Origin of the sequence: Aliiglaciecola sp. CAU 1673, assembly GCF_029223185.1 — a bacterium.
Taxonomy (GTDB): domain Bacteria; phylum Pseudomonadota; class Gammaproteobacteria; order Enterobacterales; family Alteromonadaceae; genus Bowmanella.
On the sequence record NZ_JARHUG010000013.1, the window covers coordinates 106,000 to 131,332 of the forward strand.

Genomic DNA, 25,333 nt, shown 5'->3' on the forward strand with positions numbered 1-25,333 from the left:
GAGGAGTTGTTAAGCAACCTGTAATAGATTGATTACATTCGTGAATCTAAGTTGCTTATGCTCAGAACCAATGGATTAGCTGCACAGCCCAGAGGTTCCAGTATTCCCTGTCATTGACCTGAGTATTGGGAATAAACACCGGCGTTAGCCTGGCAATACCCCTGAACCGATGCAATTCGGCTTTTACTTGCCAGTGGTTAGCAAAATCGTAACTGGCGCCGAATGTGAAATCATCCATGTAGGCAAAGTAGTTGGGGATCTGGCCCCCGCTTTGTTCAAAAATTATACTGCCGTTACGATCATCTTTGTCGGTGTCAAAAAGATCCAGCCTTGCCAGTAAAGTCAGTTTATCATCAACAAACCAGCGTCCTTGAAAATAGATACCTTGCCCCCTGGTATCACGTTCAAACCCGGGAAACAGCAGATCTTTAAAGTAGGTCCGGTCATACAGTGCCTCGCTGGAAAATTCCCAATCGGCCATACTGTAGCGATAGCTTAGAATGGCCCTCTGTGTGACTGCGCCCCCTTTGAAAAAGATATCAAGCGACGACGGTTCATAACGGAAATCAGAGTCTACCAAAGACAAACCGAACTGTGAATTTCCATCCTGTGGTCTTACAAACACGCTGAACTGGTGATCAAATACCTGCTCCAATTCACCTTGCGCTTGTGCGCTCAATAACGAACGGGTAAGTGACCTGTTTACCTCTGTGCGCCCGTAACTCCAATGAATATCCCATTCCAATGCAGCCGACTCACCTTTGGCCACCAATGCAATGCCATCATTTCCCTTAGAAAAATCCCTGAAACCATCAAAATAGACAGATTGCGGCAAGACAATACTGGGTCTTGTATGGGGCACATCACGCGTTGCAGAGTGCAACCAATGATAATTTTTAAACCGCCCAAGGTGCACATTGAACTGCCATTGTTCAGTTTGCCAGGCCGTCCAGTCGAGGAACAAATAATCTAACCTGGCCCCATCGGGATAGCGGTTGCCGCCATCCAGATATACCGCTTGGGTGGCCAGACGCAAACTGGGCGAGAATTGGTATGACATATTAATTCCAGCTTCGGTCAATGCCGCCGAAATATTGCCGGAATCGTTAATAAAGTTGCTATGGCTGGCGCGGGCGACGCCTTGGGAAATAAAACCATGCACCACCGGCGTTTTCTCAGATTCGGCCCAAACCGATGAACTGACTGATAAAAGTGTCGCTAGCAAAACGATAAGCTGTCTCATGGGTTCCCTTCCTCAATTGACACATTTATCAAGCCATCTATGCCCTGTTCTGTAACGGAAATGTAGCCGATGGCCCCTGGCGTCGATGCCACCTTTTCCAGCATCTTAGCCTGAGAATAGACTTCGGTTGGCCTTTCTCCCATTCCCGAATACACCAACTTATTCCAAACCCGTTCCAGCTGATATGGATAGAGCTGTAACTGGGACTTAGCAAAATGTTGGTGTAAAGGATCATTGTTTGGCATCACGTAGACATGGATAAGGCTGCCATCCGGCCACTGTCGTTGACGCATAGTAAAAATGCGACGCAGTTGCGCCGCAGAGAGCGTATTGGTGCTTTGCTCGGCATTTATGATCACTTGCACCGAGTCAGCTGTCACGGTAGGGATCACTGACGTCCACAAAAGCAGACCTAAGACAAAAGCGAGCATCCCCTGCTTAACGGACTGAACCAATCTTAATAACCAAGAACGATAAAAGAGCGCCAATTCAAGAACAAGCATCTGCGTTTTGCAAGCACAACCATGCAAAATGCCGGTTTTGTAATCAGAAAAGCGCCTGTAAGGCTTAAAATTGCAAACAAACCATTAGCCAAGCAGATTAAATACGAGCTCAAGAAAAACTTTGTTAAAGTAGCCACAGATTTCATTTTTTTGTTAGTCAATGCAGGACGTTAAGCCCACCCCAAGAGAGCAGCTATCCCGCGCCCTTTTCACATTATTGCTGCTGTTACCCTATACGTTGGCGTTTATGCTGTTCGTAGGAAAACGATTATTCAGGGGAAAGCAGCAAAGTTTACGCGACGCCCAGCGGCTCGGACTTTGGTTATCCATTGAACGAAAAGGCGGCTTGCTACTGCACTGTGTCTCGGTAGGGGAAGTGGTTGCGGCCACTCCACTGATTAAGAGGATAATGCTGGAGCGTAGCGAGCTCCCCATCACTATTACCACTACGACGAAGACCGGCGCTGAGCGAGTGCAGGAGTTATTTGGTAACAGCGTTCAGCATCTCTACCTGCCTTTTGACCTTCCCTTTTTGATGCGTCGTCTGATGCGCCAGGTAGATCCTCAAAAAGTCCTGATTATGGAAGTGGAGCTTTGGCCTAATCTTGTGCATACCTGTTGGGAGCGACATATCCCGATATTTGTCATCAATGCCCGTATGACCACCAAATCCATGTTGCGCTACCGTAAACTAAATACGTTGGTCAGCCCTATACTGAACCATCTCAGTGGCATCTGCGCACAAGGACAACGGGACTTTGATAATTACCTGGCACTTGGTGCACCAACTGACAGGCTCTTTCTGACCAATAATATCAAGTTTGACTTGCCTAAAGTGCCGCGAGAGCCGCTATACCGAGAATTCCGAACCAAGTTTGATATGAATGGGCGCCAGGTCCTAATTGCAGGAAGCACCCACGATCCGGAAGAAAAAATTCTGCTTCAGGCGTTTAAGCGTCTGAAAGCAAAATTCCCAACCTTATTGCTGATTCTGGTACCCCGACATCCGCAGCGCTTCGAAACCGTAGGCAAACTGGTCGAATCTGAAAGCCTGAGGCTAATTAAGGTGAGTGAGAACCAACCTTGTGCTGAAAACACTGACGTCTTGTTGGCCGATCAGATGGGGCTGCTGAATCAACTCTATGCCACTGCCGATATTGCCTTTGTCGGCGGCAGCCTGGCCGAGCGGGGTGGTCATAATGCCCTCGAACCCGCAGTTTTTGGTGTCCCGGTATTAATGGGCCCATCCAGGCATAACAACCCGCAGATTTGTCAGTTGCTGGCCGAGACCGGCGCTTTGCAACTGGTCGAAAACGAACAACATCTGGTGGAAAAGGCCGGGCGCTGGCTGGCAGATGGCCACAAAGCCCATGAAGCGGGCAACGCCGGACGGCAAATGATCCTCTCCAGCACCGGTGCAATAGATGCGACACTGGAAAGGATCTTTGCTCAATAAATAACGGATAAGCCTTTATTGCTTGCCCGTATCCAACCACTGGTCAATACGTTGTTTGACCAATGCCACAGGTAGCCTGGCCATAAGATCAGGTCCTTTTGCTCTGGTTCCCCAGGGTAATGCATCCCAAGGCTTGTCTTTTTGCTCGGCAATAATCTCATCATAAACGGAAGCCACTAACGCTTGGCTTAAATAGGGCCCGGTGCGCCTTGGATTACTGTGGGCATAGAGACCAATGACGGGGGTATTCACTGCCGTTGCCATATGCGCAGGACCGGTGTCCGGCGCAATGACCAGCTCTGCTTGCCCCAACAAGGCAAGCAGTTGCTTTAAGTTGGTTTTACCCACTAAATCTTCGCGAATAGCCACGGTATGCTGCAAAATCCCGTCTGCGCTGTCCCTATCCAGCTTGGCTGGACCGCCGCAAAGTACCACGGCAAAGCCTTTTTCGCTTAAGTAATTGGCTACTGCAGCATAGCGCTCGGGCAACCAGTTGCGCTCGGCCTTACTGGCGGCGGGACTGATTATTATAAAGGGGCCAAGCTCTTTGCGTTTGGCTTGGGCCCAGGCCATATCCGCCTCAGAGATCGGAATGTCCCACCTAGGCTTGTCCACTTTCGGTACACCGATGGCATCGGCAAAGGCCATAAAACCATCCAGTACATGGGCGTGGCGCTGTGGGGCAATGCGCTTGTCGGTAAACAGCCAGTGAAACTCTTTGCTACGCTGCCAATCGAAACCAATCTTGTGCTTTGCTCTGATCTGCTTAGCCGCCAGATTGGCACGTAGCGCCACTTGCATGACCAACAGCGCATCGAAATAATCCTGCGCCAACTCTGCTTTCAGATCCCGGTATGCCTGCCGACCGCGCTTTTTATCGAACACCACAAATCGAATACCAGGCATATCCCCTATTAATTGATGCTCTACCTTGCCGATGACCCAGGTAATGGCAGTCTCCGGCCATTGATCACGCACTCGCTGGACCATGGCTACTGCATGGCAAACATCACCTATCGCCGACAGGCGCAAAATACAGATACTTTTCAAGGGACTGTCCGTTGTTGAAAAAGGTAGAATAGAGCGAACTATGGCAATTTATCACAAATACGGGTTTTCATGTCTGCCCTGACTTACGGCTACCAGGACGATCATCATTTCTTATTTGATCCAAGCTGGTTTACAAAGATTGAAGCAAGGCACTTTGCGCCATCTTACTGGCTTGAACAAGGTGCCGTACTTGGCCAGGCCCAGGGTCGCGGCACCACCTATTTCGTGCGTTATGACAAAGGTAATCTGGTGCTGCGCCACTATCGTCGTGGCGGCATACCCGGCAAGCTACTGACCGACCAGTACCTCTACCCAGGCCTTGAACACACCCGTCCCTGGCGCGAACTGAAGCTGTTAAGCTGGATGCAGTCCCAAGGGTTACCTGTTCCCACCCCGGTGGCGGCCCATGTGCATCGAAGCGGCCTCATCTATCGCGGTGATATTTTGCTGTCGATGATCCCGAACAGCCACGATCTGCATCGCTGTCTTTGTGAAGGTGCCGTCGGCGAAGATATCTGGCAAGAGGTGGGACGAGTGATTGCCAAAATGCATGCCCTGCAGGTGTGTCACAGCGATCTCAATATTCATAACCTGATGCTTGATGACAGTGGCAAAATTTGGCTGATTGACTTTGACCGCTGCGAAAAACGACAAGGACAGGGATGGAAAAAAGATAATCTTGCCCGTCTTAAACGTTCTCTAGAGAAAGAGCAGGGACGCATGCCTGATTATCATTGGCAAGCACAACAATGGTCCAGTCTGATGGCCGGTTACAATGAACAAACCGGGTGTTAGTCCCGGCGTTCATGATGTTCAAATAATTTGGCTTCCTTCAAAAACGCATACATGGCCTCAATGTGCGCTTGCACTAAACCTCGCTTGCCGGATAAAAACATACGCCTGAACAAATAGGACTTAACAAAAGTGATGGGAAAAATTAGCGTCAGTTTTAGCAAAGAAGGACGCTTGCCTTTTTGATATTTCTCCTTGGCTTTTAAAGAGGAATACTTGTTTTGTTTCTCCATCATTAAGGCCGTGCTGCCATAGCCAAAGTGGATCACCAAACCGGGCACATCGGCCTCTGTAGCATCTTTTTTAAGTACCAGATTTTCATGCACCAGACGATCTGTAGGGTAATCAGCACGGCCTTGCTTGAATACGCGGATGATAGAGCGTTTACCCGAAGAAGGATGCATGGCCCGCCCCCAAAAAACATCTTCAAAGTACAATCTAAGCGCATCAGCCTTTTGACTATCAACCAGATCCTGAATGCTGTCGGCCACCTGCTCCGGCAGGATTTCATCACCATCCAGGTTCATGACCCATTCGTTTTTACACAAAGACTGGGCAAACTCTTTCTGCTTAGCGAAGCCTAACCAGTCCTGATGCACCACTTTGGCTCCCATTTCCCTGGCAATATCGACTGTGCCATCGGTGCTGCCGGAGTCCACCAAGATCACTTCATCAAAGCGCTTCAGCGGCGCTAACACTGCACGGATATGCTTCGCCTCATTACAGGTGACCAGAAAGACACTGATAGGCACCTTGGCATTAGTCATGAGATTTCGCCTTGTACTTGGCGTCAGCTTGCAGTGCCACCAGCGCTGCATACTTGTGATAGGCATACTGGCCAAGGATCACCGCCATCATGTAGCCACGCCAACCATCAAGAAAGCCACCGCGTAGAATGAACTGTTGTAAAAAGTCGGTAAAAAAACGCAAGGTAGCATACGCCATGGAAGATCGTTTGCCCTTTGCCGCCTTTTCTTCTGCAATCAGGGTGGCGTATTTAAGGTGTTTCTCCAGCACATGGTGGTAATTGCGCCAGCTATGGTGAATAAGCGGTGCCTTTAAGATCTTCTCTTTGTATACCGGCATCAGCAAGGTTTCGTGCACTTGCCTATCCTTAAACTGGGCGCCTTGCTTAAAAAACAGCTTTCCTTGAGGAGAGGCGTAACGGCCATGTTTCAGAGGCTTTCCGAATAAAAAAGTGTGCCAGGGAAAGCTGATAATGGTGGCATCAAGACGAGGGCTTGAGAGCACCTGATCGATTTCCTTTTTTAACGCATCGGTGATGATTTCGTCAGCGTCGATATTAAGTACCCACTCATGTTTGCATAGGGCCAAAGCGCGGTTTCGTTGGGGACCATACCCGGGCCAATCAGTTTCATGGACCTCGTCGGCATATTTCTTTGCCAATGCCACAGTGTCGTCCTTACTGCCGGAGTCCAGCACAATCAACTGGTCTACCCAGCCGGCCAGAGGCGCAAGGCACTTTTCTATACGGTCCGCCTCGTTACAGGCGATAACAAAACAAGAAATGGGTCTTCTGGTCATAAAGGCGGGATCCAAAGGTATTTTTCATCGGCAAGGCCGAGGTTTATGAAAGTGGCAAAACTTGATGCCTAATATAACGAAAATTAACTGAAGACAGGAGAATAGCCATAAAAAAGAATGTTAAGCTATGCATCCTCCAGCCCGCAGTGGCTTTGTAAGACATCCTGATTTGGTATATCAACGAATGGAAAAAATAGGCGCTGTATTACCGCTGAAAGCGCGTGGCAGTTACGATGTAGATGATCTGAATCGCACAGATATTTTGTTTACATCCCTCGCTCACTTCGGTGCAACCGGGTTTCTTGGCCCCTTTTTTGTTGTTGTGCCAAAAGATGAAGTGCAGCTGGTCAATGACAAGCTGGCCAAATGGACTCAATTCGACATCCGCGTTGTTAGTGAATGCACGGTCGTCCCGCAGCTATCCAATTACCCTGAGATGCGCGGCTGGCGCAAACAGCAGATCATCAAGCTGGCCATCGCGAAATTGATGCCGACTCGCTTTTATCTGACCTTCGACGCCGATGTTATCTGCCTTAAGCCATTGAGTTTCGACAAGTTAGTGATAGATGGCAAAGCGCTGCTGCAGTATGAGCAACGCGCCCAACACCCCAAGTGGTGGAAATCATCAGCCCGGTTACTTAGTATGAGCCCCGTCATTGGCGATCCGGACGTCGGTATGACGGTAACGCCGGCCATCCTTGCGGTGGATATATGCAACAAGGTAATGCTCGAATTAACGGGCAAGGATGGACAGCATTGGGTGGATGAACTGTGCTCGCTGCATCAACCCAAGAATCCGCGAAATTGGCGTATCAGCCGTTTCCTGATGCTTAAGTGGACAGAGTATTCACTCTATTACCTGTGTGCTTTGAAACATGCCATGCTGGACAAGTTCCATGTTATCGCCGGCACCAAAGAGATACCCCAACGACTTTTGGTACATGAATCCCACCCCTACGAGCAGTGGGATCCCGCCTACAGCTTCAGTAATAGATGTCCCGGTTTGTTTTGTGTGGTTGGCAGCAAGTCGGGGCTGTCACCACAAACCGTATTAACCAGAGTGGGTCATTTCATCGGTTGGCAGGAGGCCAGATAGTGATATCCAGAAACAGAATACTTCCTGTTTTGATGTTATTTTTTTTATCGACCACCGCTATGCAGGTCGAGGCTAAAGGACTGTCACCTCTGCTGCCTTTGCAGTTATCCCCGGAGATCGAAAACCAGATTGAAAAGGTAATGGCGCTTACCGATGGTGCGCCATTGACCAAGCCCTACAAGGCAAGTGATCTGCAGGTCAGGGCAGAACAACTTAAAGACAGCCATCCATTGCTGTATCAGCGCATCCAGAACTACCTGAAGCGCTACAAAAAAACAGCTGCCATCACCCATAGAAGTGCAGAGCTTGCTGCCTCCGGCGGCACCGCAAGGGCTCTACCCAATCAACGCGGCGCTCTTAGCGAAGCCACTTACCGAGTGTCTGCCAATGGCTTTTATCAAGCCAATCCCTATGTACTCTTATCTGCCGGAACAATGGTCACGGATGGTCAGGATATGGCCCACAACACTACGTATCTGGCGTTGGGGTATGAATACGCACAGGTAGAAATCGGCTATCGTGAGCATTGGTTTTCCCCGTTTCAGGATTCGGCCATGCTGGTCAGTAGCAATGCCGAAGCTTCGCCGTCTATTACCATTAGTAACAGCAATCCCATCAGTGATTGGAATATTCGCTACGAAGTTTTCTATTCACAATTGGAAGAAGTGCAAGGCATTCGTCTTGGTGATGAGCTCTTTCCCGGACGCCCTCGCCATGCCGGGTTACACCTGAGTTTGACACCGCTGGATTTCTGGACACTTGGCTTTAACCGCACACTGCAATTCGGTGGCGGTAAACGTGAAGTGGACTTTAGTGATGTGATGGAAGCCATCTTCAACCCGGCCGGCAAGGATAATGTCGGGGATGTGGATACCGACGATCCGAATTACGAGTTTGGTAACCAGCAAGCTTCGATTACCAGTAAGTTTAATTTCCATCTGGGTACGCCTGTCTCGCTTTATATGGAATTTGGCGGCGAAGACACCCTGGATGAGAGCAATTACAAACTTGGCAACCAAACCTACTCTTTGGGCCTTTTTTTACCACTGCTCACCGATGATCTGTCGCTGAGGTATGAATTTAGCCATTGGTCCACTGCCTGGTACGTGCATCACTTGTATCAACAGGGTTATACCAATGGAGGACAGGTGCTCGGACATTGGGGCGGTGATGCGAGACAGTTTAATGACGCGGTACCAGCCTCGGCGCATTCTCTGAACCTGAATTGGGCCCTCACCGGCAGCCAAATCATCGATGGCACCCTCAGAGTCTTGCAAAATGATCCTGGCCGGCAGAGTTACGAAACCGGTTATGAAGTCAATCTGCGCTACAGTCATGCCACCAGTCTCGGATTCTGGGGCGCGGAGCTATACTGGGGCAAAGATCCCCTTGGGCAGGATTTTTCGCGTCTAAGCGCCTTTTATCGCTGGTGATCCCCTTGCAGGACAACTCTTTTCCCCTGGTTCCCGAGCGTCTGTTATTGCAGGCGAAAAGAGTGTTGTACATGACCCATCTGGCATTGGGTGATTTTGTCTACCAGAGAGCCTATTTGGCGGAACTGGTCGCACGCTATCCACAGCTATCTGTGGATATCTGGATTGATGACTGCAGAAGCCGCCATAAAGCCTGGCATGAGGGACGCAATCAAACGCTGGTGCAATGGCTAAAAGCGGAAGATCATCTGCAACAAATCTATCCCATCGCCCGCGATAAGAAGCATCGACAGTCAATGCTCAAGCAGGCCAGGGAAGTGCAGTACGACCTGGTTGTTTTTATCGCAAGCACCCGCAGTGAACAGTATGCCAGATATGCGCGTCAGATCGCTCCCAAGGCTTATGTGGTAGGAACCCTGACCAATCCGGCGCACCATGCGCTGAGTAAATGGTGGTACTTCCGGCAACTGGATGGATATCTCAAGGTAGATTCGTTGCATAGCAGACAGGACCTGCATATCAGCGACATTTATCAGCAAAAGTTCAAGCAGCTGCTGGGCCTGTCTCTCCCCGCAGAAAAAAGGGTGGCACCGCTGAACGTTGAGGAAAACGCGCTGATTGAAGCCCGGGATCAGTTGGCCAAATGGACACAGAAGACCGGTTTAAACGCCTCGAGCACGTTATTTATCAACCACCTTTCCACGACCAGTAAAAGGGATTACCAGTGGTCGCAGCTGACTGAGTTGTTGTTAGCAATTCAGGCCTCCCAGGGACCAACGCTCTTTGTGCTCAACGTCCCTCCGGCACAGTTACAAGAGACAAAAGACAGGCTGGCCCGTGAGACAGTGCTTCAGCAACTTGCAATACAGCCATTTTCTGCCTCTCACTTTGTCCAGTTACCGGCCATGATTGCCGCCTCTGATCGGGTAATTACCGTAGAGACAGCGATCATGCATCTGGCGGCCTGTGTGGGAACGCCGCAAGTTGCACTGCTAAGGGACTCAGCCACTAGTTGGCGACCACTTGGTCCGGCTGTTCTTGTTTATGGTAAGGAGAGAGTGGATCGCATCCCGGTAAGCCAGGTGGTGGAAGCATATTTACAACTTAGCTCCTTGCTATCGCATAAATTGACCGGTCGGGCTTAATTTCTGTCATCGGCTAAGTTAAGCTTGGCGCTGGATTTTTTCATCAACCAAGAATATGCATACCAAGGCAATTTATCCGGGCACCTTCGACCCTATCACCAATGGTCACGCCGACCTGATTGAGCGCGCGGCCAATATGTTTGCCCACGTTACCGTAGGGATTGCCGCCAACCCCAGTAAAAAACCCTTGTTTACCCTGGAAGAGCGCGTTGAGCTGGCCAAGCAAATCACCAGTCATTTGAACAATGTCGAAGTGATTGGCTTCACCGGCTTATTGGTAGATTTTGCTGCCCGCCATCAGGCCACTATTCTGATCCGCGGCCTGCGTGCTGTCTCCGATTTTGAATATGAGTTTCAGCTAGCCAATATGAATCGCCGTCTGAATCCGAATCTGGAAAGCGTTTTCCTGACCCCTTCTGAAGAGAATTCCTTTATCTCCTCCACCCTGGTTAAGGAAGTGGCGCTTCATCGTGGCAACGTTGAAGGTTTTTGTCACAAGGCAGTACAAGATGCTTTGCGTGCAAAGCTCCATCCAAACGAATAGTCCCCATGAAAGGCGCTATTTCAAGTTTGTAATGTGACCCTATGCCTGACTCCGTCATCCACGGCCCACCTGCAACGGCTTACTATTCCCAATGAGAATATATCAATCTCGTCGTGTGCTGTACGTAGAAGATGACATCAATAGCGCAGAAATCCTAACCCTGTATTTGAAGCAGCAAGGTCTGGATGTACAGCACTACGACAATGCGCAAGATGCCACAAGAGCACTGAACAACCTTAATTGGGACATCGCTATTTTCGATATTATGCTGCCTGGCGGGGACGGTCGACAACTGCTGCATAAAGCTGTTGAACTGAACATTCCGACGATCATGGTAACGGCAAAGGTTTCAGAGTCTGACCGACTGCAAGGGTTTGATGCGGGCGCGGATGATTATGTCTGTAAGCCTTACAGTCCCAGAGAGCTGACTTCCCGGGTGCTGGCTTTATTAAAGCGTACCCGCGTCGGCCATCAGAAAGACCGACTCCAATTTACCGACCTAACTATCAATCCAAATAGCCACTGCGCAGAAATAAGCGGGCAGGATTTAGCGCTGACCAGCGCAGAGTTTTCATTGCTGATGGCATTTGCCAGCCAACCAGGCAAAGTACTCAGCCGCAAAGAGTTGCTGGACACCTTATATAAGCACGATGAAGCGGTTACAGAGCGAACTATAGACACACACATGGTTAACCTCAGGAAAAAGCTAGGTGACAACAAGCACAGCCCAAAGTATATCGTCACTCGGTATGGGCAGGGCTATCAGTTTGTCGGCAGAAGGAGCATATAGTGAAACTTAGAACCAAGTTCACTTTGCTGGTTGCCGGTTGCACTCTGCTACTATTGGGCATCTATTACGCAATATCCGTACGCTCTGCTAATCACGCTCTGGTAGATTTCGGTCGGCAAAGTGCAGCGGTTTTCGCGGAAGTCCAGTTAAGTGACGACCAGGTCAGTGAAATCCTGGCTAGCAGTAACGACGATGCCACAATTAACAAGCTGGCTCAAACACTGTTTAAACAGTTTCCCGAGCATTTTTTTCTGGTCCTCAATAATGGTCAGCTGGTTGATGAAAATGTCGCGGAAATGGATGCCCGTGTAACCTTGGAGTCCATAGATAGAGGCTACCAGTTTGTTGTGACCAGCCCAAAGCTGTCACCGAGTATAGTGCAGATGAATCACCCACAGCTGCAATTTTCCGCTCAGGAGCAGAAATATGATCTATTCTGGTTTCCTAAAATAACCCTCACCCGCTACCAAGGACAGGAAACCTTGCGCCAGGATCTGCACCGTTCATTTCTCTACAGTCTGCTGCCTCTGTCTGCAGTCGCCATCCTACTCTCCTGGCTTGGTGCCTGGTATTTTCTGAGACCACTTAGAGATTTGCAGCAAAGTTTCAATGCCATAAAGCAAGGTAAATTTGACACACGCCTAGGCATGCAACGCCATGATGAAGTCGGTGACATCATTCAAAGTTTTAATCAGTTAGCCGCCTGGCTGCAAGGCTTACATCAGCGCTATGAACAGATGAACTCCGATCTCTCACATGAGTTGCGCACCCCCATCAACGCGCTGCAAGCAAGACTAGAAGCCCTGGAGGACGGATTAGTTAGCGCAGACAATCATCAATTCACTTTGATGCGCAATGAGCTAGCCCAGTTAACGCGTATCGTTGAAGATCTTCAGTTGTTGTCGTTGACGGAGGCGAACATGCTCAAAGTCAGTTTGGTAACGGCAAATCTGAGCCAGCTGGTGGAGGAAGTGGTCAGTCATTATGACACTCGTGCGGAGCGGCAAGGCCTAAGTCTGAAGACCGTTATCGAACCGAGGATTATGATAAAGACTGATAAAGATAGATTACGCCAAGTCATCATCAACCTGCTCGACAATGCCTTTAAATATGGCGCCGACGGCGGTCAAATCAGGATATCCGTTAGCAGGCAGGATCAGGTAGTGCTGGTTTCGGTAAAAGACTTTGGCAAGGGGTTAAGTGAAACGCAACAGTCACTGGTTTTTGAGCGTTTTTACCGGGTAGAACAAGCCAGACAGCAAAGCCATAATCTGGGGTTGGGCCTACCAATCTGTCGCCAGTTGGTCGATTTGATGGGCGGAACCCTGAGGTTACAAAGCGCCCCTTACAAAGGCTGCAACTTTATTATTTGCCTTCCTTTAACAGCTTGATATTTCTCTGACAATTGCCTGCCATTCTACCCCCGTAGACTTATATTGGCAGGAGACATATATGAAACAATCTTTACTGGCCGCCGCTTTACTCAGCGTCAGTGCCATCAGCATGAGCACACCAATACACAATCAGGCTGTAGAACTGGATCTCGCCTATACCGACGATGGCCATGCCTATATCCACATGGGTATTAACCAGATCTCCAACTATCCGATGATTGTCGATACTGGAGCGAACATAGGTGTATTGCCAACAAGCTTGCAGGCAACACTGGCGCTACCCGAAGATAAGATCAGTCGACTGGAAGTCCAGGCAGCCGTAGGTTCCAGTTCGCTGTTGATGGCAAATATTGACACCTCAACCGCACAAGAGATTGAAGTTTCCAATCTACCTTATGTATTCCAAGACATGTCAGATCTGACAAATACAAAAGGTGAGATGCTTGGTGTTGTCGGATATGATTTTCTGTCCAAGCATTGTGTAGTCTTTAATTTCACCACGAACAAACTGAAACTCTCCCCCGCAGGCTGCCAGCAAGAAGACTTTCTGGGACTTCGACAGGCAGATTTTAGGCTTCAGAACAATCTGGTGATCGTCAACACCTGGTTTAACGGTAAGGAAATTGATGCCATATTAGATACCGGAGCACCTGAAAGCTTGATTAACGGGCCCCTGCACCAGCAGCTGAATGTTCCTATACTGGAGTCCGCTAAGGCAAGGGGGCTGCATGACAGTGCTGTAAGCCGACAAAAGCTGGCCGAGCTGGAGTTTAAACTGGGAAATCATGCGGTATCAGACGATAAGGTCTCTATGGCCGACCTCCCCGTGTTTGCCGCCCTTGGATATAAAGATAAACCGGTTATGCTATTAGGGCTGAGTTACTTTAAAAACAGCCATCTGGTGGTGGATTACCGCAACCACAAAATTTACTTCTGATAACAGACAGACCATTTCTCGGGGGCGGGATTTGGACAATCCCGTTAGCGCTGGCAACGGGGGCAGTAAAAACTGTTACGCTGCCCCAAGGTGATACTTTTCACCGGCTCCTCACACACCAGACAGGGCTTTCCCGTTCGGCCATACACCCTCAGTTGCTGGGCAAAATAGCCCGGATTGCCGTCAACCTGGGTAAAATCCTTTAACGTGGTACCGCCTTGTGTAATCGCCTGTGCCAGGACCTCACGAATACAATCCGCCAAGCGTTCATAAGCCTGCCGCCCCACCCTGCCCGCCGCTTTGCGGGGATCGATGCCTGCCATAAACAAGGATTCACTGGCGTAGATATTACCCACGCCAACCACCACCTGATTATCCATAATAAAGTTTTTCACCGCTTGCTGGCGCTTGCGGGACAACGTATACAAGCGGTCTGCATCAAAGGCTTCTGATAGAGGCTCAGGGCCAAGTCTGGTAAGCATTTCAAGCTGTGGTTCCCCAGCGGCTTGCCATAAGCAGGCGCCAAAACGCCTGGGATCGTTAAACCTGAGGCATTGGCCATTATCCAGCACCAGATCCAGATGATCATGCTTATTCAGCGGTGTGTTGGCTGGCACTACACGCAAACTGCCAGACATACCTAAATGCAATATCAGGCTCCCCGGGGCAGTATCAATCAACAGGTATTTGGCGCGACGGCGCACACTATTAATCACTTGCCCTTCGGCCTGATACACTTCTTCTGGAATCGGCCAGCGTAACTGACGCTGACGGACAATAATGTTTTTCAGAGTGCGGTTAGTCAGATGGGGACTGATGCCAAGGCGACTGACTTCAACTTCTGGTAGCTCAGGCATCAGCGAAGTGCCTCCGGTACCAATTCATCCAGGGTTTTGTTCTGGATTTGGAAAAGCTTTTTATCGTATGCAACCCAGACGCTATCATCACGCTCTACTAGCCTGAAGATGCGGCCTTGAGCTTCGCCAGCAAGCCAGGCCACGACTACTATTCCAGTGTCTAGATCAGCCTCTCCCATTGGGATCAACAGGGCCTGCTGCCAATGATCCACCAGCGCCATTAATTGGGCTTCATCCAGTGAGGATGCAGGCCTCACACGCCAACCCTGACCAATACGCTCTAATTGATGAGCGCCAAACTCCAACTTCATCAGCGGAATGTCAGTGGGAAGCAGGGTATGAGAGGTAGCAGGTTCACCGTCGGTAAGAAAACGACCACTTTGGTTAAACAGCAGAATCATCAGCAAGGTGGCAAAAATCAGAACATTGTTCCAGCCCTTGCGTGAGAGTCGAATCATAAAAAGCCCCGGTACGGCACATCGTTTTTAATCCGCTAAGCATATCCATTCGCTAGTTTAGCCTCAACCAGCAATTGGCCATGGTTGCACGCAGGGACACGAATCCCGCCATTGCCGAGCATGGTTGCCAGGAGCAACAATCAACAGCTTTAGCTGGCTTGCAAAGCAAGTGAGCCACAGGACCGAGGCGAATAGACAACGCTCCCCGCAGTTTCGGCATACGACCGCCATGGAAGGCGGAAGTGCAGATTATGCAAGGAGCATTCACCTGCCCGTCCATCCATGGACATCGCCGAAACAACGCTCCCGGCAGTTTCGGCATACGACCGCCATGGAAGGCGGAAGTGCAGATTATGCAAGGAGCATTCATCTGCCAGTCCATCCATGGACATCGCCGAAACAACGCTCCCGGCAGTTTCGGCATACGACCGCCATGGAGGGCGGAAGTGCAAATTATGCAAGGAGCATTCACCTGCCCGTCCATCCATGGACATCGCCGAAACAACGCTCCCGGCAGTTTCGGCATACCGTCCATCCATGGACATAACAGGTTTGCCCGGAGCAAACCGCAACATCGGAGGCACTACGATGGCCCGAAGGGTGGCGGGCAGGACGCTTTTTCCATACCAAAACGCCTGGAGCGTTTTGGAACGTCGAAGGAACGTCGACGGCCCGGAGGGTGGAAAACAAGGATGTTTTCCATCGCCGAAACAACGCTCCCCGCAGTTTCGGCATACCGTCCATCCATGGACATAAAAAAACCCGGCAGAGCCGGGTTTTCTTGGAGACAAAAGCAAGCAAAATTACTTGATTTTGGCTTCCTTGAACAGCACGTGCTTGCGAACAACGGGATCAAACTTTTTGATCTCCATTTTGCCAGGCATGTTGCGCTTGTTCTTGTCAGTGGTGTAGAAGTAACCGGTGTTAGCGGTAGAAACCAGTTTGATCTTATCGCGCATGAGTTATTCCTTAAATCTTTTCGCCACGGGCACGCATATCAGCCAAAACTGAATCGATGCCATTTTTATCGATGATACGCATACCTTTAGGAGTAACGCGCAGCTTAACGAAACGGTTCTCAGCTTCTACCCAGAAACGGTGCGTTTGCAGGTTGGGCAGGAAGCGACGACGAGTGGCGTTTTTAGCGTGTGAGCGGTTGTTACCTACCGCAGGACGCTTGCCAGTTACTTGACATACTCTGGACATTGTTTGTCTCCAAATTTACCTAATAATCAATTCTGGCTGGCCATTTATACAACCCGAACCAGTTCACGCTAGTGACAAGAGGGCGCATTTTATACAGCAAAGGCCGTCCCAGATCAACCATTTTCCACTCAGTGCCGCTTGTTTATTGACCTCAGGCTGGAAAACATGGGGCTTACAGCAAGCCCCGCTCGGCAAAGGACACAGCCTGCCCATCGCCAATCACGAAATGATCTAATACACGAATATCCATCAGCGCCATGGCATCACAGATCCTTTGCGTGATCTGGCGATCCGCCTCACTCGGCTCAGCAACACCAGAAGGATGATTGTGTGCCAGGATCACCGCCGCCGCCTGGTGATCTAATGCCGTTTTAACCAGTACCCTGGGATGAACGGCGGCACTATCGATAGTACCTTGAAATACAGCTTTAAAGGCGATCAGACGATGCTGGGCATCTAATAGCAGCATGGCAAAGACTTCGTGGGGTTCATCACGAAGTCGGGCAATAAGGTAATTGCGGGTATCCTCGGCGTTGCAAAACACTGCTCCTCGTTGCAATGGCTCCAGCAAATAGCGCCTGGCCATTTCCAGTACTGCCTGCAATTGCACAAACTTAGCATCACCTAAACCTTTGGCTGCGCAAAAATCCTGCCGGTTTGCCGCCAGCAGAGCACGTAAACTGCCAAAACGCTGAATCAGCTGGGCGGACAATTCCACCGCATTCAGCCCACTAATACCGGTGCGAAGAAAGATGGCAAGCAATTCGGCATCGGTCAGGGCGCAGGCCCCCAGCGTCAGCAATTTTTCCCTTGGACGTTCCTGCTTTGGCCAATCGGCGAGTTTCATGGCCGCCTCCTTCTGCCCTGGCGATATACTTTGGGCGTATTACCTCATTTGACCTTTAATGATAGGCTATGGGCAAATGACCGGGACGGCTTCTATGTCTTTGTTAATCAATAAAAACATTCTATTGGGGATCTCTGGCGGTATTGCCGCATACAAAACCCCGGATTTAGTGCGTAAACTCAAGGCCAAAGGTGCCAATGTGCGCGTAGTACTAACCCCCTCGGCGAAAGAGTTTGTCAGCCCCTTAGCGCTTCAGGCCGTGTCGTCGTTACCGGTATCTATGGAAATGCTGGATCCGGCAGCGGAAGCGGCCATGGGTCATATCGAGCTGGCCAAGTGGGCCGATATGATCCTGATTGCACCTGCCAGCGCCAATATTATTGCTCGCCTGACTGCCGGCATGGCTGACGATCTGCTTACCACCTTATGCCTGGCCAGCGACGCGCCGCTATTTATCGCTCCCGCCATGAATCAACAAATGTACCGGGCGGCGGTTACCCAACAGAACCTGGCTACCTTGCGCTCCCGAGGTGTAACTTGTTTTGGCCCGGCGCAAGGTGAACAGGCCTGTGGTGACGTAGGACCCGGTCGTATGCTCGAGCCAATGGAGTTGGCGGATCTTATGGAGCAACAATGCCAGCCAGCCTTATTGCAAGGACTGAAGTTGATGATAACAGCCGGGCCTACCCGCGAAGCCATCGACCCGGTGCGTTATCTTAGCAACCACAGTTCGGGCAAAATGGGATATGCGCTGGCCAGGGCGGCTGCGCTGATGGGTGCAGAGGTCAATTTAGTCAGCGGTCCGGTCAATCTGCCTGCCCCTTCGGGCTGCACATTACTTAAAGCGGATAGCGCCCTACAGATGCACGATCAAGTAATGGCAAAGATTCAGGAGATGGATATTTTTATTGGCTGTGCCGCCGTTGCCGACTATCGGCCCGCACAGGTAACCACGCAAAAAATTAAGAAATCCAATGATGAGTTAACCCTTACTCTCATTAAAAACCCCGATATACTTGCAGATGTCGCCGCTTCATCGAAACCGCCATTTACTGTGGGTTTTGCTGCCGAAACCCAGGATGTGGGCCAGTATGCAAAAGACAAAATGGTCAGAAAACGACTGAACATGATTGCAGCCAATGACGTATCGAAGCAGAATAGCGGCTTCAACAGTGAACTGAATGCACTGTCGGTGTATTGGCCTGGCGGCGAGCAACACTTGCCCCTTTGCGACAAACTCACCTTGGCAACCCAATTGCTGACGCTCATTGCACAACGATATAAAGAACAACAAGATGCATAAGATTGACGTTAAAATTCTCGACCCACGGATTGGCGACAGCATTCCCCTGCCCGAATACGCCACTCCGGGTTCGGCCGGCATGGATTTGCGCGCTTGTCTGGACGCGCCGTTGAGCCTGGCCCCCGGGCAAACCACGTTGGTGCCCACCGGTATCGCCATTCATATCGCCGATCCGAGCATTTGTGCCACCATCCTGCCCCGCTCAGGTTTAGGCCATAAACACGGTATTGTGCTGGGTAACTTAGTAGGGTTGATCGATTCCGATTACCAAGGACAGTTGATGGTATCCATGTGGAACCGGGGTCAGGATAGTTTTGTGATTGAGCCCGGCGAACGTATTGCCCAATTGGTTATCCTGCCGGTAATCCAAGCCCAATTCAGCATCGTTGATGATTTTGAATCCAGTCAAAGGGGACAGGGTGGCTTTGGCTCATCCGGTCGCAGTTAGTAGGACGTCACATGCCAGCCACCAAGAGACCCAATCGCCGTGCCCAGATCTTACAATGCCTGGCCAGTATGCTGGAAACCAGTCCCGGACAGCGCATTACCACAGCCAAATTGGCCGCCGAAGTAGGCGTATCTGAAGCCGCCCTGTATCGCCATTTCCCCAGTAAGGCGAGGATGTTTGAAGGCCTGATCGAGTTTATTGAAGAAACTCTGTTTTCCCGTATTAATAAGATCCTGGAAGAAGAAAAAGATGCTGCTATACGCAGCCAGCATATCCTGCATCTCATCCTCGGCTTTGCAGAGCGTAACCCCGGCATTACCCGTATCCTTAACGGTGATGCACTGATGGGAGAGCAGGACCGTTTACGCGCGCGCATCACCCAGCTTTTTGAGCGCCTCGAAGCTCAGCTTCGCCAGGTGTTACGTGAAAGAAAGCTGCGCGAAGGCAAACCCATGGCCACCGATGAAGCGCATATCGCCAACATTCTGATTTGCTATGTGGACGGTCGGATCAACCAGTTTATCCGCAGCGAATTTACCCGCCGCCCTACCGACGGCTTTGCCGAACAATGGGCTTTTATGCGTACCCGCTTTTTTGCCTGAGTTTTTTGCTCAATAAAAAGGGCCCGAAGGCCCTTTTTATTGTCATTATCAACTACTTCGAGAAAGCTCGTCCAAAGAAGTCATCCTCATTCCAGGTTGGGCGCTTATTATCATCGGCCAGGCTCAAACCAATCTGGAAATTAACCTCGGCAAAACGCTTGGCGGCCTGCCAGTTAAAACTGTCATTCAGCTCGTCGGAGGGCTTGTGGTAATGCTTTTGAATAAACTCACCGAACTTCTTGGCGCCATCGACATTGGGATCCATGGATTTGAGGCCGGGTACCAGAAACACAGACGGGATCCCCTGCTTCACAAACATATAATGATCGGAACGGGTAAACAGTGCCTGTTCCGGCCAAGGGTCGGGGCTCAAGCTTAAGCCAGCCGCTTTGGCCGCCTCTGAAACCGTCTGCTGTAGCGAGCTGTGGTTGGCACCAAAGGCAATCACATCGGCAGATTCAAATGTCAGGATAGGCATATCCAGATTGACGTTGGCCACCATGGCATTCAGGGGAACGGTGGGCTGCTGGGCGAAGTAATCAGCGCCCAGCAAACCTTTCTCTTCTCCGGTAACGGCGACAAACAAAATGGAACGCTTAGGACGCATCGGCAGCTCTGCAAACAGGCGTGCCGTTTCTAATAGCACTGAGGTGCCGGTGGCATTGTCCATGGCACCGTTGTTGATTTTGTCTTTTAGCACGGTCTTGGCAAAACCGATATGGTCTGAGTGGGCACTGAATACCACATACTCATTTTTAAACACCGGATCGCTACCTTCCAGTATGGCCGCCACGTTGGGGCTACTGATATTTTCATGTTCGCTTTGCTTGGTGAAATCAATACGAGTCTTAAGGGCAAAGCCTTTGGGCGTGTTACCCTTTTCTAACTGCGCGTAGATGTCTTTAAGACTCATAGGCGCGTCTGCAAATAGCTTGGCCGCGGCATCCTGGCTAAAGTAGGCATCGTTAAGCAATTCAGGGAAGGCCTCATGGGGATTGCCGCTTTTATCCAACCATCGCATCTTGGGCGTGTGCAGGTAGTTAAGCAGGGTTTGGTATGGGCGTACTTTTTCTGCCAAAGGCGTGCTGATGGTGATCATACCGATAGCGCCATTGGCGATGGCATGGCGGCTTTTTTCACTGCCCGAGCCAAAATGTGCGCCTTCCTCGCTGGGGAAAGACTCTGGTTTACCGGACAGCAACACCACCACTTTACCTTTGACGTCTAAGCCAGCGTAGTCATCATGTCCCAGTTCGGGGGCAACAATGCCGTACCCGGCAAACACCATTTCACCCTGCAGATGCGCCAGTGAAAAGGCCACACTGCCAGAAGTAATATAGTCTTTGGGATAGCTAAGTGAGATTTGCCCTTCTGGCCCTGCTAATGTGAGCTTGGGTGAAGACTGCACCAGATGAGACTGACGCAATGGCACGCGCTGCATATAAGTGCCATTGTCACCGGCAGGGGTCAATCCAAGCTGAGCAAACTGGCTGGCAATATACAAAGCCGCAATCTCATGGCCACGGCTACCGGTGTCACGACCCTCCAGCAAGTCATCGGCCAAAAAAGTCAGATGGGCTTTGATTCGTGCGGCGTCGGCTTGCACATTTTGCGATTGTTGCGCCTGAGCAGAGCAAGACAGTCCACTTATCAGGGCAAAAGTGATTAACAATGATTTTTTCATCACAATATCCGAATTAACGAAAGACGCCAGTCTGGCATATTTTCGCTTTGTCGTCGCCCCTGCCTTGACTTTGCAACGGCTTTCACTAGTCTGAAAGAACATATGTTCTTAGGTTGAGAATATGCCTCGTAAAGCTTTGTATGATGTTCCCACGGTATTGGATCTGGCCATGGATGTGTTGTTGGAGCATGGCTATCACGGCTCTATCATGGATGAAATTATCGCCCGTACTGATTTCAATCGCCGGGGCTTCTATCTGGAGTTTGGCAGTAAGCAAAACTTCTTGTACCGGGTGCTGGAAAGATATCAGCAAGAAAAGCTGGCGCCGGTTTTACGACATCTTGATGATAATCAGGGCCTGAGTTCCATCGAGCATTTCTTTGCGGACTACGTCAAATTAGTTAAAGGCCGTGGCTGCTTGTTGATCAATTGCATTACTGAGTTGGGTGTGGATGACAAGCAAATCCGCGAAATGGGTCGGCATTATCTGGACAAATTGCAAATCAGCTTTATCGGTTGTTTGGAAAAGGCCATAGAGCATCAACAGGTACGCGCAAATGTGCCGGTGGAATCCACCGCCTTGCAACTGACCTGCTATGTACAAGGCATGGCGGTTAACGCCATATTAGCCGGGCAAACCGACGAGCTGGCCTTGGCCACATCGGCCTTGCTCAGTCCGCTTTCGGGTCGCTAATGCTTTGTCTGCGGCTTGGCTTGCTACGGCGGCCTGGTTAAAATACATGGGTTTAATCCACTGCAGTAAGTTATGAGCAAACCAGAACCCCTGTACCGCGTCCAATTTATTAACAATGCCGAACGCTATGAAGTCTATGTACGCCAGGTCAGCCAAGGCGCCATGTTCGGCTTTGTGGAAATCGGCGAGTTTGTCTGGGACACCCGCACCAGCCTGGTGGTGGATCCCAGCCAGGAAAAGCTTAAATCCGAGTTCGAATCTGTCCTGCGCACCTACATTCCTATGCATAATGTGCTGCGAATTGACGAAGTGAAGAAGCAAGGCAGCGCCAAGATCACCGAATTATCAGACAAAATCACGCCTTTCCCGCGACCAATCTACACACCGAAAAGCTAGATTCAGCAAGCGTATCCATTCAGCAAAAATTGCCGTAAGCTAAGCAAAATGCCAACTGGACGATAAGAGCAATGCTGAAAAAATTATTATTTTCCTTTGGGTTAGTGCTTAGCACTGTGGTTCAGGCTGACGATAAGCTGGATGCGCTGTTAAGCGAGATTTGGCAGTTCGAACTGGAAATCGATCCGATTTCGGCCACCTCCTTAGGTGTGCATCAATATGACCATCTGCTGCCAGATGTCAGCGCCGAGGGATTAGAAAAGCAGTGGAAGAAAGCAAAATCCTATCTCACTCAGCTAGACAAAATAGCCGGCAAAGAGCTGGATAGCACCAGCCGTATCAACTTGTTGATGCAACGTTATCGCTTGCAAGACCTGGTGGATCAGTATGAGTATAAGGCTCATCTGATGCCTATCACCTCCGAATATGGATTTCACAGCAGCTTGGCCTTTTTGCCTCGCACCAGTAAGTTTGGTGATGTAAAGGATTATCAAAATTATCTCTCCAGGTTAGAGGCTTTCCCCAATTATTTTCGTCAACAAATGGCGTGGATGCGTGAGGGCTTGCGCCTTGGCCTGACGCAGCCGCGTATCGTGCTGGAAGGCTTTGAAGAAACCGCCTTGGCCTTTGTCCATGACAATCCCAAGGACAGCGTTTTTTACCAACCTTTTGCTGATCTCAGCACCTTGCCAAAAGAACAAGCCGCTGCACTTCAAAAGCAAGCGTTGGCGGTTATTCAGGATAAGGTATTTCCCTCGTATCAAGCTTTCCACGCCTTTTTAGAAAATGAATATCTGCCACGCAGCAAATCTGACATTGCAGCCAAATCCTGGCCAAGGGGGGAAGAGTTCTATCAGAACCGGGTGCGTCATTACACCACTACCTCGATGAGCGCCGAGGAAATTCACCAGTTAGGTCTGGAAGAGGTAAAACGCATTCGCGCCGAGATGAAAGAGGTGATGCAGGCCTCTGGCTTTAAGGGCGACCATGCGCAATTTATTGAGTTTTTACGTACCGATCCGCAGTTTTATGCCACCAGCGCCGAGCAGCTAATCAAAGAAGCCACCTACCTGTCTAAGATGGCCGATGCCGCATTGCCGCAGCTATTTCACCTGTTGCCGCGTACACCATATGGCGTTGCCCCGGTGCCGGAATCTATTGCCCCCAAATACACCACCGGGCGCTATATTTCGCCAAGCCGGGATGATCAGCCAGGTTACTACTGGGTTAATACCTATGCCTTGGATAAGCGCCCTTTGTATGAGCTGCCAGCCTTAACCCTGCATGAAGCTGTGCCAGGGCATCATCTGCAAATTGCGCTGGCTCGTGAAATGAAGCAATTACCACCGGTGCGTCGTTACACCTATATCTCTGCCTTCGGTGAGGGTTGGGGACTGTATTCAGAGTATTTGGGTAAAGAAATCGGCTTCTACAAAACCCCCTATGACAACTTTGGTCGTTTAAGTTATGAAATGTGGCGCGCCTGCCGCCTGGTGGTGGATACCGGCATGCATATGATGGGCTGGAGCCGCCAGCAAGCTATCGACTTTATGCTGGAAAATACGGCGCTCTCTGCCCATAACGTGACTACCGAAATCGATCGTTATATTTCATGGCCGGCTCAGGCGTTGTCTTACAAGATCGGCGAGATCACCATTAAAAATTTGCGCGCCAAAGCCGAGCAGCAATTGGGTAAGGCTTTTGATCTGCGCGAATTTCACGATGTGATCTTGCAAAACGGCTCCATTCCCCTGGATGTACTGCGGATGCAAGTGGATAACTATTTGAAGCAAAAGGTGAAATAAATTCCCTTTGGCCGGCGGTTTAATGCCTCCGGCCAATTGGGTAAACTAGGCGCCCTCAGCATAGGTTGGAAGTGGTTTTATGGTGTTGGTGTCCTTGCTCGGATTGTTGGTTTTAACCCTGATCTATTTCGTGGTTCGCAGTCAAAATCTGCAAAGGCAATTGTATCAGTACAAAGCTGCGCAAAAAGCCGGTGAGGCACAGTTCCGTTTCACGCTAGGTAATACCAACTATCTGGCCCATGAACTTCAGCGCACCTTTGTGTCCAGACTCGAAAAGACCCATAGGCACGGGCTTATCAAGCAGGAAGACTATGATATTGCCCTGTTTATTCTCAGTAACTTCGCCAATGTAGTGATGCTCTGCTGCGAAAAACAAGCCTCGGTGCAAGAGGCCGTTAATAGAACCCTGAACAAATCATCGATGCGTTTGGAAACTCTCAACCATTTCATCAGTCAACAACCCAGCCAAATCAAAATGGTGTGGATCAAAAACCAGCTTAATGGCTACATCAGTGCCTGTAACCAGCTCAGTATGATGGGCCAGTTGCAGGAAGCAACAGCCGAAGAAACTGAAAAAGCGTCGGCTTAATCTCCTGCCATCTGCAGCAAAACCTGCCACTCAGCGGCCTTCACCGGCATCACTGACAGACGGTTGCCCTTTTGTACCAGCGGCATCTCCGCCAACGCGGGATTGGCTTTAATCTCCTTAAGGCTGAGCACCCGCTTAAACTGGCGTATAAATTTTACATCCACCATATACCAGCGCGGTGTGTCCATTGAGCTTTTCGGATCGTAATATTTGGACTCAGGATCAAATTGCGAGGGATCAACATAGCCTTCGCGCACCACCTCAGCCACACCAGCAATGCCGACGTTGTCGCAGCTGGAATGATAGATAAATACCTTATCCCCCTGCTTGATCTCATCACGCAGGAAATTACGGGCCTGGTAGTTTCGCACTCCATCCCAATGCTCGGTCTGATTGGGCCGTTTTTTCAGATCTGCGATGCCAAACACATCCGGCTCGGTCTTAAATAACCAATAGCTCATTGTCCTCTCCCTAACCTGCACTTGCACAAATAACAGGTTTAAATATACTGTACAT

At 50.1% G+C, this 25,333-nt stretch carries 28 protein-coding genes; 16 read left to right on the plus strand and 12 right to left on the minus strand.

Annotated elements, in window-relative coordinates; all coding sequences use genetic code 11:
* Window positions 1-61: 61 nt before the first annotated feature.
* Entirely contained in the window at window positions 62-1,243 is a 1,182-nt protein-coding gene (locus P2G88_RS13500; RefSeq protein WP_275796808.1) for a TonB-dependent receptor, read from the minus strand.
* Entirely contained in the window at window positions 1,240-1,746 is a 507-nt protein-coding gene (locus tag P2G88_RS13505) for a hypothetical protein (RefSeq protein WP_275796809.1), read from the minus strand. The genes P2G88_RS13500 and P2G88_RS13505 overlap by 4 nt, the downstream gene beginning before the upstream one ends.
* A 160-nt stretch (window positions 1,747-1,906) precedes the next feature.
* Here P2G88_RS13505 and P2G88_RS13510 point away from each other — a divergent pair, with 160 nt between their 5' ends.
* Complete coding sequence (locus P2G88_RS13510; RefSeq protein ID WP_275796810.1) at window positions 1,907-3,202, plus strand: 3-deoxy-D-manno-octulosonic acid transferase; 1,296 nt, start codon at window positions 1,907-1,909, stop codon at window positions 3,200-3,202.
* 15 nt (window positions 3,203-3,217) lie between these two features.
* On the opposite strand, the gene P2G88_RS13515 is transcribed toward P2G88_RS13510, so the two are convergent.
* Entirely contained in the window at window positions 3,218-4,252 is a 1,035-nt protein-coding gene (locus P2G88_RS13515) for a glycosyltransferase family 9 protein (protein ID WP_275796811.1), read from the minus strand.
* 69 nt (window positions 4,253-4,321) lie between these two features.
* Between P2G88_RS13515 and P2G88_RS13520 the strand changes: the two genes are divergently transcribed.
* Window positions 4,322-5,047, plus strand: coding sequence for a 3-deoxy-D-manno-octulosonic acid kinase (locus P2G88_RS13520; protein WP_275796812.1), 726 nt, complete (start codon window positions 4,322-4,324; stop codon window positions 5,045-5,047).
* Here the strand turns inward: P2G88_RS13520 and P2G88_RS13525 are convergent.
* Entirely contained in the window at window positions 5,044-5,811 is a 768-nt protein-coding gene (locus P2G88_RS13525) for a glycosyltransferase family 2 protein (protein ID WP_275796813.1), read from the minus strand. The genes P2G88_RS13520 and P2G88_RS13525 overlap by 4 nt on opposite strands.
* Window positions 5,804-6,589: a glycosyltransferase family 2 protein gene (locus P2G88_RS13530; protein WP_275796814.1), complete on the minus strand. Its 786-nt coding sequence runs from the start codon at window positions 6,587-6,589 to the stop codon at window positions 5,804-5,806. The genes P2G88_RS13525 and P2G88_RS13530 overlap by 8 nt, the downstream gene beginning before the upstream one ends.
* Window positions 6,590-6,773: 184 nt before the next feature.
* On the opposite strand from P2G88_RS13530, the gene P2G88_RS13535 reads away from it, so the two are divergent.
* From P2G88_RS13535 to P2G88_RS13565, 7 genes are all read left to right on the plus strand, one after another.
* Window positions 6,774-7,685: a DUF6492 family protein gene (locus tag P2G88_RS13535; protein WP_275796815.1), complete on the plus strand. Its 912-nt coding sequence runs from the start codon at window positions 6,774-6,776 to the stop codon at window positions 7,683-7,685.
* A gap of 32 nt (window positions 7,686-7,717) precedes the next feature.
* Window positions 7,718-9,118, plus strand: coding sequence for a capsule assembly Wzi family protein (locus P2G88_RS13540; RefSeq protein ID WP_275796878.1), 1,401 nt, complete (start codon window positions 7,718-7,720; stop codon window positions 9,116-9,118).
* Window positions 9,119-9,123: 5 nt separating this feature from the next.
* Window positions 9,124-10,263, plus strand: coding sequence for a glycosyltransferase family 9 protein (locus P2G88_RS13545; protein WP_275796816.1), 1,140 nt, complete (start codon window positions 9,124-9,126; stop codon window positions 10,261-10,263).
* A gap of 55 nt (window positions 10,264-10,318) precedes the next feature.
* Entirely contained in the window at window positions 10,319-10,807 is a 489-nt protein-coding gene (coaD, locus tag P2G88_RS13550) for a pantetheine-phosphate adenylyltransferase (protein ID WP_275796817.1), read from the plus strand.
* A gap of 91 nt (window positions 10,808-10,898) precedes the next feature.
* Window positions 10,899-11,597, plus strand: a complete 699-nt coding sequence (locus P2G88_RS13555) for a response regulator transcription factor (protein WP_275796819.1) — start codon at window positions 10,899-10,901, stop codon at window positions 11,595-11,597.
* Complete coding sequence (locus tag P2G88_RS13560) at window positions 11,597-12,988, plus strand: ATP-binding protein (RefSeq protein WP_275796821.1); 1,392 nt, start codon at window positions 11,597-11,599, stop codon at window positions 12,986-12,988. Before P2G88_RS13555 ends, P2G88_RS13560 begins: the two co-directional genes overlap by 1 nt.
* Before the next feature lie 61 nt (window positions 12,989-13,049).
* The gene (locus P2G88_RS13565) at window positions 13,050-13,928 is read left to right on the plus strand and encodes an aspartyl protease family protein (protein WP_275796823.1); all 879 of its coding nucleotides are present in this window, start codon (window positions 13,050-13,052) and stop codon (window positions 13,926-13,928) included.
* A 44-nt stretch (window positions 13,929-13,972) separates the two neighbouring features.
* Here the strand turns inward: P2G88_RS13565 and mutM are convergent, their stop codons facing one another.
* The 5 genes from mutM to radC all read right to left on the minus strand — a co-directional run bounded on the left by mutM (window position 13,973) and on the right by radC (window position 17,296).
* Window positions 13,973-14,785, minus strand: coding sequence for a bifunctional DNA-formamidopyrimidine glycosylase/DNA-(apurinic or apyrimidinic site) lyase (gene mutM, locus P2G88_RS13570; protein WP_275796825.1), 813 nt, complete (start codon window positions 14,783-14,785; stop codon window positions 13,973-13,975).
* Window positions 14,785-15,243 carry a hypothetical protein gene (locus P2G88_RS13575; RefSeq protein WP_275796826.1) on the minus strand — a complete coding sequence of 153 codons (459 nt, stop codon included), beginning with the start codon at window positions 15,241-15,243 and terminating at the stop codon, window positions 14,785-14,787. The genes mutM and P2G88_RS13575 overlap by 1 nt, the downstream gene beginning before the upstream one ends.
* Window positions 15,244-16,046: 803 nt before the next feature.
* The gene (gene rpmG, locus P2G88_RS13580) at window positions 16,047-16,202 is read right to left on the minus strand and encodes a 50S ribosomal protein L33 (protein WP_102798540.1); all 156 of its coding nucleotides are present in this window, start codon (window positions 16,200-16,202) and stop codon (window positions 16,047-16,049) included.
* A gap of 10 nt (window positions 16,203-16,212) precedes the next feature.
* Entirely contained in the window at window positions 16,213-16,449 is a 237-nt protein-coding gene (gene rpmB, locus P2G88_RS13585) for a 50S ribosomal protein L28 (protein ID WP_275796828.1), read from the minus strand.
* A gap of 172 nt (window positions 16,450-16,621) precedes the next feature.
* Entirely contained in the window at window positions 16,622-17,296 is a 675-nt protein-coding gene (radC, locus tag P2G88_RS13590; RefSeq protein WP_275796830.1) for a DNA repair protein RadC, read from the minus strand.
* 94 nt (window positions 17,297-17,390) lie between these two features.
* On the opposite strand from radC, the gene coaBC reads away from it, so the two are divergent.
* From coaBC to slmA, 3 genes are read left to right on the plus strand one after another with little or no spacing between them, the layout of a single operon-like run.
* Window positions 17,391-18,599, plus strand: coding sequence for a bifunctional phosphopantothenoylcysteine decarboxylase/phosphopantothenate--cysteine ligase CoaBC (gene coaBC, locus P2G88_RS13595; protein WP_275796831.1), 1,209 nt, complete (start codon window positions 17,391-17,393; stop codon window positions 18,597-18,599).
* The gene (gene dut / locus P2G88_RS13600; protein ID WP_275796833.1) at window positions 18,592-19,047 is read left to right on the plus strand and encodes a dUTP diphosphatase; all 456 of its coding nucleotides are present in this window, start codon (window positions 18,592-18,594) and stop codon (window positions 19,045-19,047) included. The genes coaBC and dut overlap by 8 nt, the downstream gene beginning before the upstream one ends.
* Before the next feature lie 11 nt (window positions 19,048-19,058).
* Window positions 19,059-19,649 (plus strand): nucleoid occlusion factor SlmA, encoded by a 591-nt coding sequence (gene slmA / locus P2G88_RS13605; RefSeq protein WP_275796834.1) that lies wholly within the window; start codon window positions 19,059-19,061, stop codon window positions 19,647-19,649.
* A 52-nt stretch (window positions 19,650-19,701) separates the two neighbouring features.
* Here the strand turns inward: slmA and P2G88_RS13610 are convergent, their stop codons facing one another.
* Window positions 19,702-21,333 carry a M28 family metallopeptidase gene (locus tag P2G88_RS13610; RefSeq protein ID WP_275796836.1) on the minus strand — a complete coding sequence of 544 codons (1,632 nt, stop codon included), beginning with the start codon at window positions 21,331-21,333 and terminating at the stop codon, window positions 19,702-19,704.
* Window positions 21,334-21,454: 121 nt separating this feature from the next.
* Between P2G88_RS13610 and P2G88_RS13615 the strand changes: the two genes are divergently transcribed.
* From P2G88_RS13615 to P2G88_RS13630, 4 genes are all read left to right on the plus strand, one after another.
* Window positions 21,455-22,027: a TetR/AcrR family transcriptional regulator gene (locus P2G88_RS13615; RefSeq protein WP_275796837.1), complete on the plus strand. Its 573-nt coding sequence runs from the start codon at window positions 21,455-21,457 to the stop codon at window positions 22,025-22,027.
* 72 nt (window positions 22,028-22,099) lie between these two features.
* Entirely contained in the window at window positions 22,100-22,423 is a 324-nt protein-coding gene (locus tag P2G88_RS13620; RefSeq protein ID WP_275796838.1) for a DUF1820 family protein, read from the plus strand.
* 71 nt (window positions 22,424-22,494) lie between these two features.
* Window positions 22,495-24,228 (plus strand): DUF885 domain-containing protein, encoded by a 1,734-nt coding sequence (locus tag P2G88_RS13625; protein WP_275796839.1) that lies wholly within the window; start codon window positions 22,495-22,497, stop codon window positions 24,226-24,228.
* A 79-nt stretch (window positions 24,229-24,307) separates the two neighbouring features.
* The gene (locus P2G88_RS13630) at window positions 24,308-24,817 is read left to right on the plus strand and encodes a hypothetical protein (RefSeq protein WP_275796841.1); all 510 of its coding nucleotides are present in this window, start codon (window positions 24,308-24,310) and stop codon (window positions 24,815-24,817) included.
* On the opposite strand, the gene P2G88_RS13635 is transcribed toward P2G88_RS13630, so the two are convergent.
* The gene (locus P2G88_RS13635) at window positions 24,814-25,278 is read right to left on the minus strand and encodes an EVE domain-containing protein (RefSeq protein ID WP_275796843.1); all 465 of its coding nucleotides are present in this window, start codon (window positions 25,276-25,278) and stop codon (window positions 24,814-24,816) included. The genes P2G88_RS13630 and P2G88_RS13635 overlap by 4 nt on opposite strands.
* Window positions 25,279-25,333: the final 55 nt, after the last annotated feature.

Bases quoted from the DNA above. Each gene is read 5' to 3' on its own strand.
- P2G88_RS13500 (WP_275796808.1), bottom strand. From the start codon at position 1,243: ATGAGACAGCTTATCGTTTTGCTAGCGACACTTTTATCAGTCAGTTCA.
- P2G88_RS13505 (WP_275796809.1), bottom strand. From the start codon at position 1,746: ATGCTTGTTCTTGAATTGGCGCTCTTTTATCGTTCTTGGTTATTAAGA.
- P2G88_RS13510 (WP_275796810.1), top strand. From the start codon at position 1,907: ATGCAGGACGTTAAGCCCACCCCAAGAGAGCAGCTATCCCGCGCCCTT.
- P2G88_RS13520 (WP_275796812.1), top strand. From the start codon at position 4,322: ATGTCTGCCCTGACTTACGGCTACCAGGACGATCATCATTTCTTATTT.
- P2G88_RS13525 (WP_275796813.1), bottom strand. From the start codon at position 5,811: ATGACTAATGCCAAGGTGCCTATCAGTGTCTTTCTGGTCACCTGTAAT.
- P2G88_RS13530 (WP_275796814.1), bottom strand. From the start codon at position 6,589: ATGACCAGAAGACCCATTTCTTGTTTTGTTATCGCCTGTAACGAGGCG.
- P2G88_RS13535 (WP_275796815.1), top strand. From the start codon at position 6,774: ATGGAAAAAATAGGCGCTGTATTACCGCTGAAAGCGCGTGGCAGTTAC.
- P2G88_RS13540 (WP_275796878.1), top strand. From the start codon at position 7,718: ATGTTATTTTTTTTATCGACCACCGCTATGCAGGTCGAGGCTAAAGGA.
- coaD (WP_275796817.1), top strand. From the start codon at position 10,319: ATGCATACCAAGGCAATTTATCCGGGCACCTTCGACCCTATCACCAAT.
- P2G88_RS13555 (WP_275796819.1), top strand. From the start codon at position 10,899: ATGAGAATATATCAATCTCGTCGTGTGCTGTACGTAGAAGATGACATC.
- P2G88_RS13565 (WP_275796823.1), top strand. From the start codon at position 13,050: ATGAAACAATCTTTACTGGCCGCCGCTTTACTCAGCGTCAGTGCCATC.
- mutM (WP_275796825.1), bottom strand. From the start codon at position 14,785: ATGCCTGAGCTACCAGAAGTTGAAGTCAGTCGCCTTGGCATCAGTCCC.
- P2G88_RS13575 (WP_275796826.1), bottom strand. From the start codon at position 15,243: ATGATTCGACTCTCACGCAAGGGCTGGAACAATGTTCTGATTTTTGCC.
- rpmG (WP_102798540.1), bottom strand. From the start codon at position 16,202: ATGCGCGATAAGATCAAACTGGTTTCTACCGCTAACACCGGTTACTTC.
- rpmB (WP_275796828.1), bottom strand. From the start codon at position 16,449: ATGTCCAGAGTATGTCAAGTAACTGGCAAGCGTCCTGCGGTAGGTAAC.
- radC (WP_275796830.1), bottom strand. From the start codon at position 17,296: ATGAAACTCGCCGATTGGCCAAAGCAGGAACGTCCAAGGGAAAAATTG.
- coaBC (WP_275796831.1), top strand. From the start codon at position 17,391: ATGTCTTTGTTAATCAATAAAAACATTCTATTGGGGATCTCTGGCGGT.
- dut (WP_275796833.1), top strand. From the start codon at position 18,592: ATGCATAAGATTGACGTTAAAATTCTCGACCCACGGATTGGCGACAGC.
- slmA (WP_275796834.1), top strand. From the start codon at position 19,059: ATGCCAGCCACCAAGAGACCCAATCGCCGTGCCCAGATCTTACAATGC.
- P2G88_RS13610 (WP_275796836.1), bottom strand. From the start codon at position 21,333: ATGAAAAAATCATTGTTAATCACTTTTGCCCTGATAAGTGGACTGTCT.
- P2G88_RS13615 (WP_275796837.1), top strand. From the start codon at position 21,455: ATGCCTCGTAAAGCTTTGTATGATGTTCCCACGGTATTGGATCTGGCC.
- P2G88_RS13620 (WP_275796838.1), top strand. From the start codon at position 22,100: ATGAGCAAACCAGAACCCCTGTACCGCGTCCAATTTATTAACAATGCC.
- P2G88_RS13625 (WP_275796839.1), top strand. From the start codon at position 22,495: ATGCTGAAAAAATTATTATTTTCCTTTGGGTTAGTGCTTAGCACTGTG.
- P2G88_RS13630 (WP_275796841.1), top strand. From the start codon at position 24,308: ATGGTGTTGGTGTCCTTGCTCGGATTGTTGGTTTTAACCCTGATCTAT.
- P2G88_RS13635 (WP_275796843.1), bottom strand. From the start codon at position 25,278: ATGAGCTATTGGTTATTTAAGACCGAGCCGGATGTGTTTGGCATCGCA.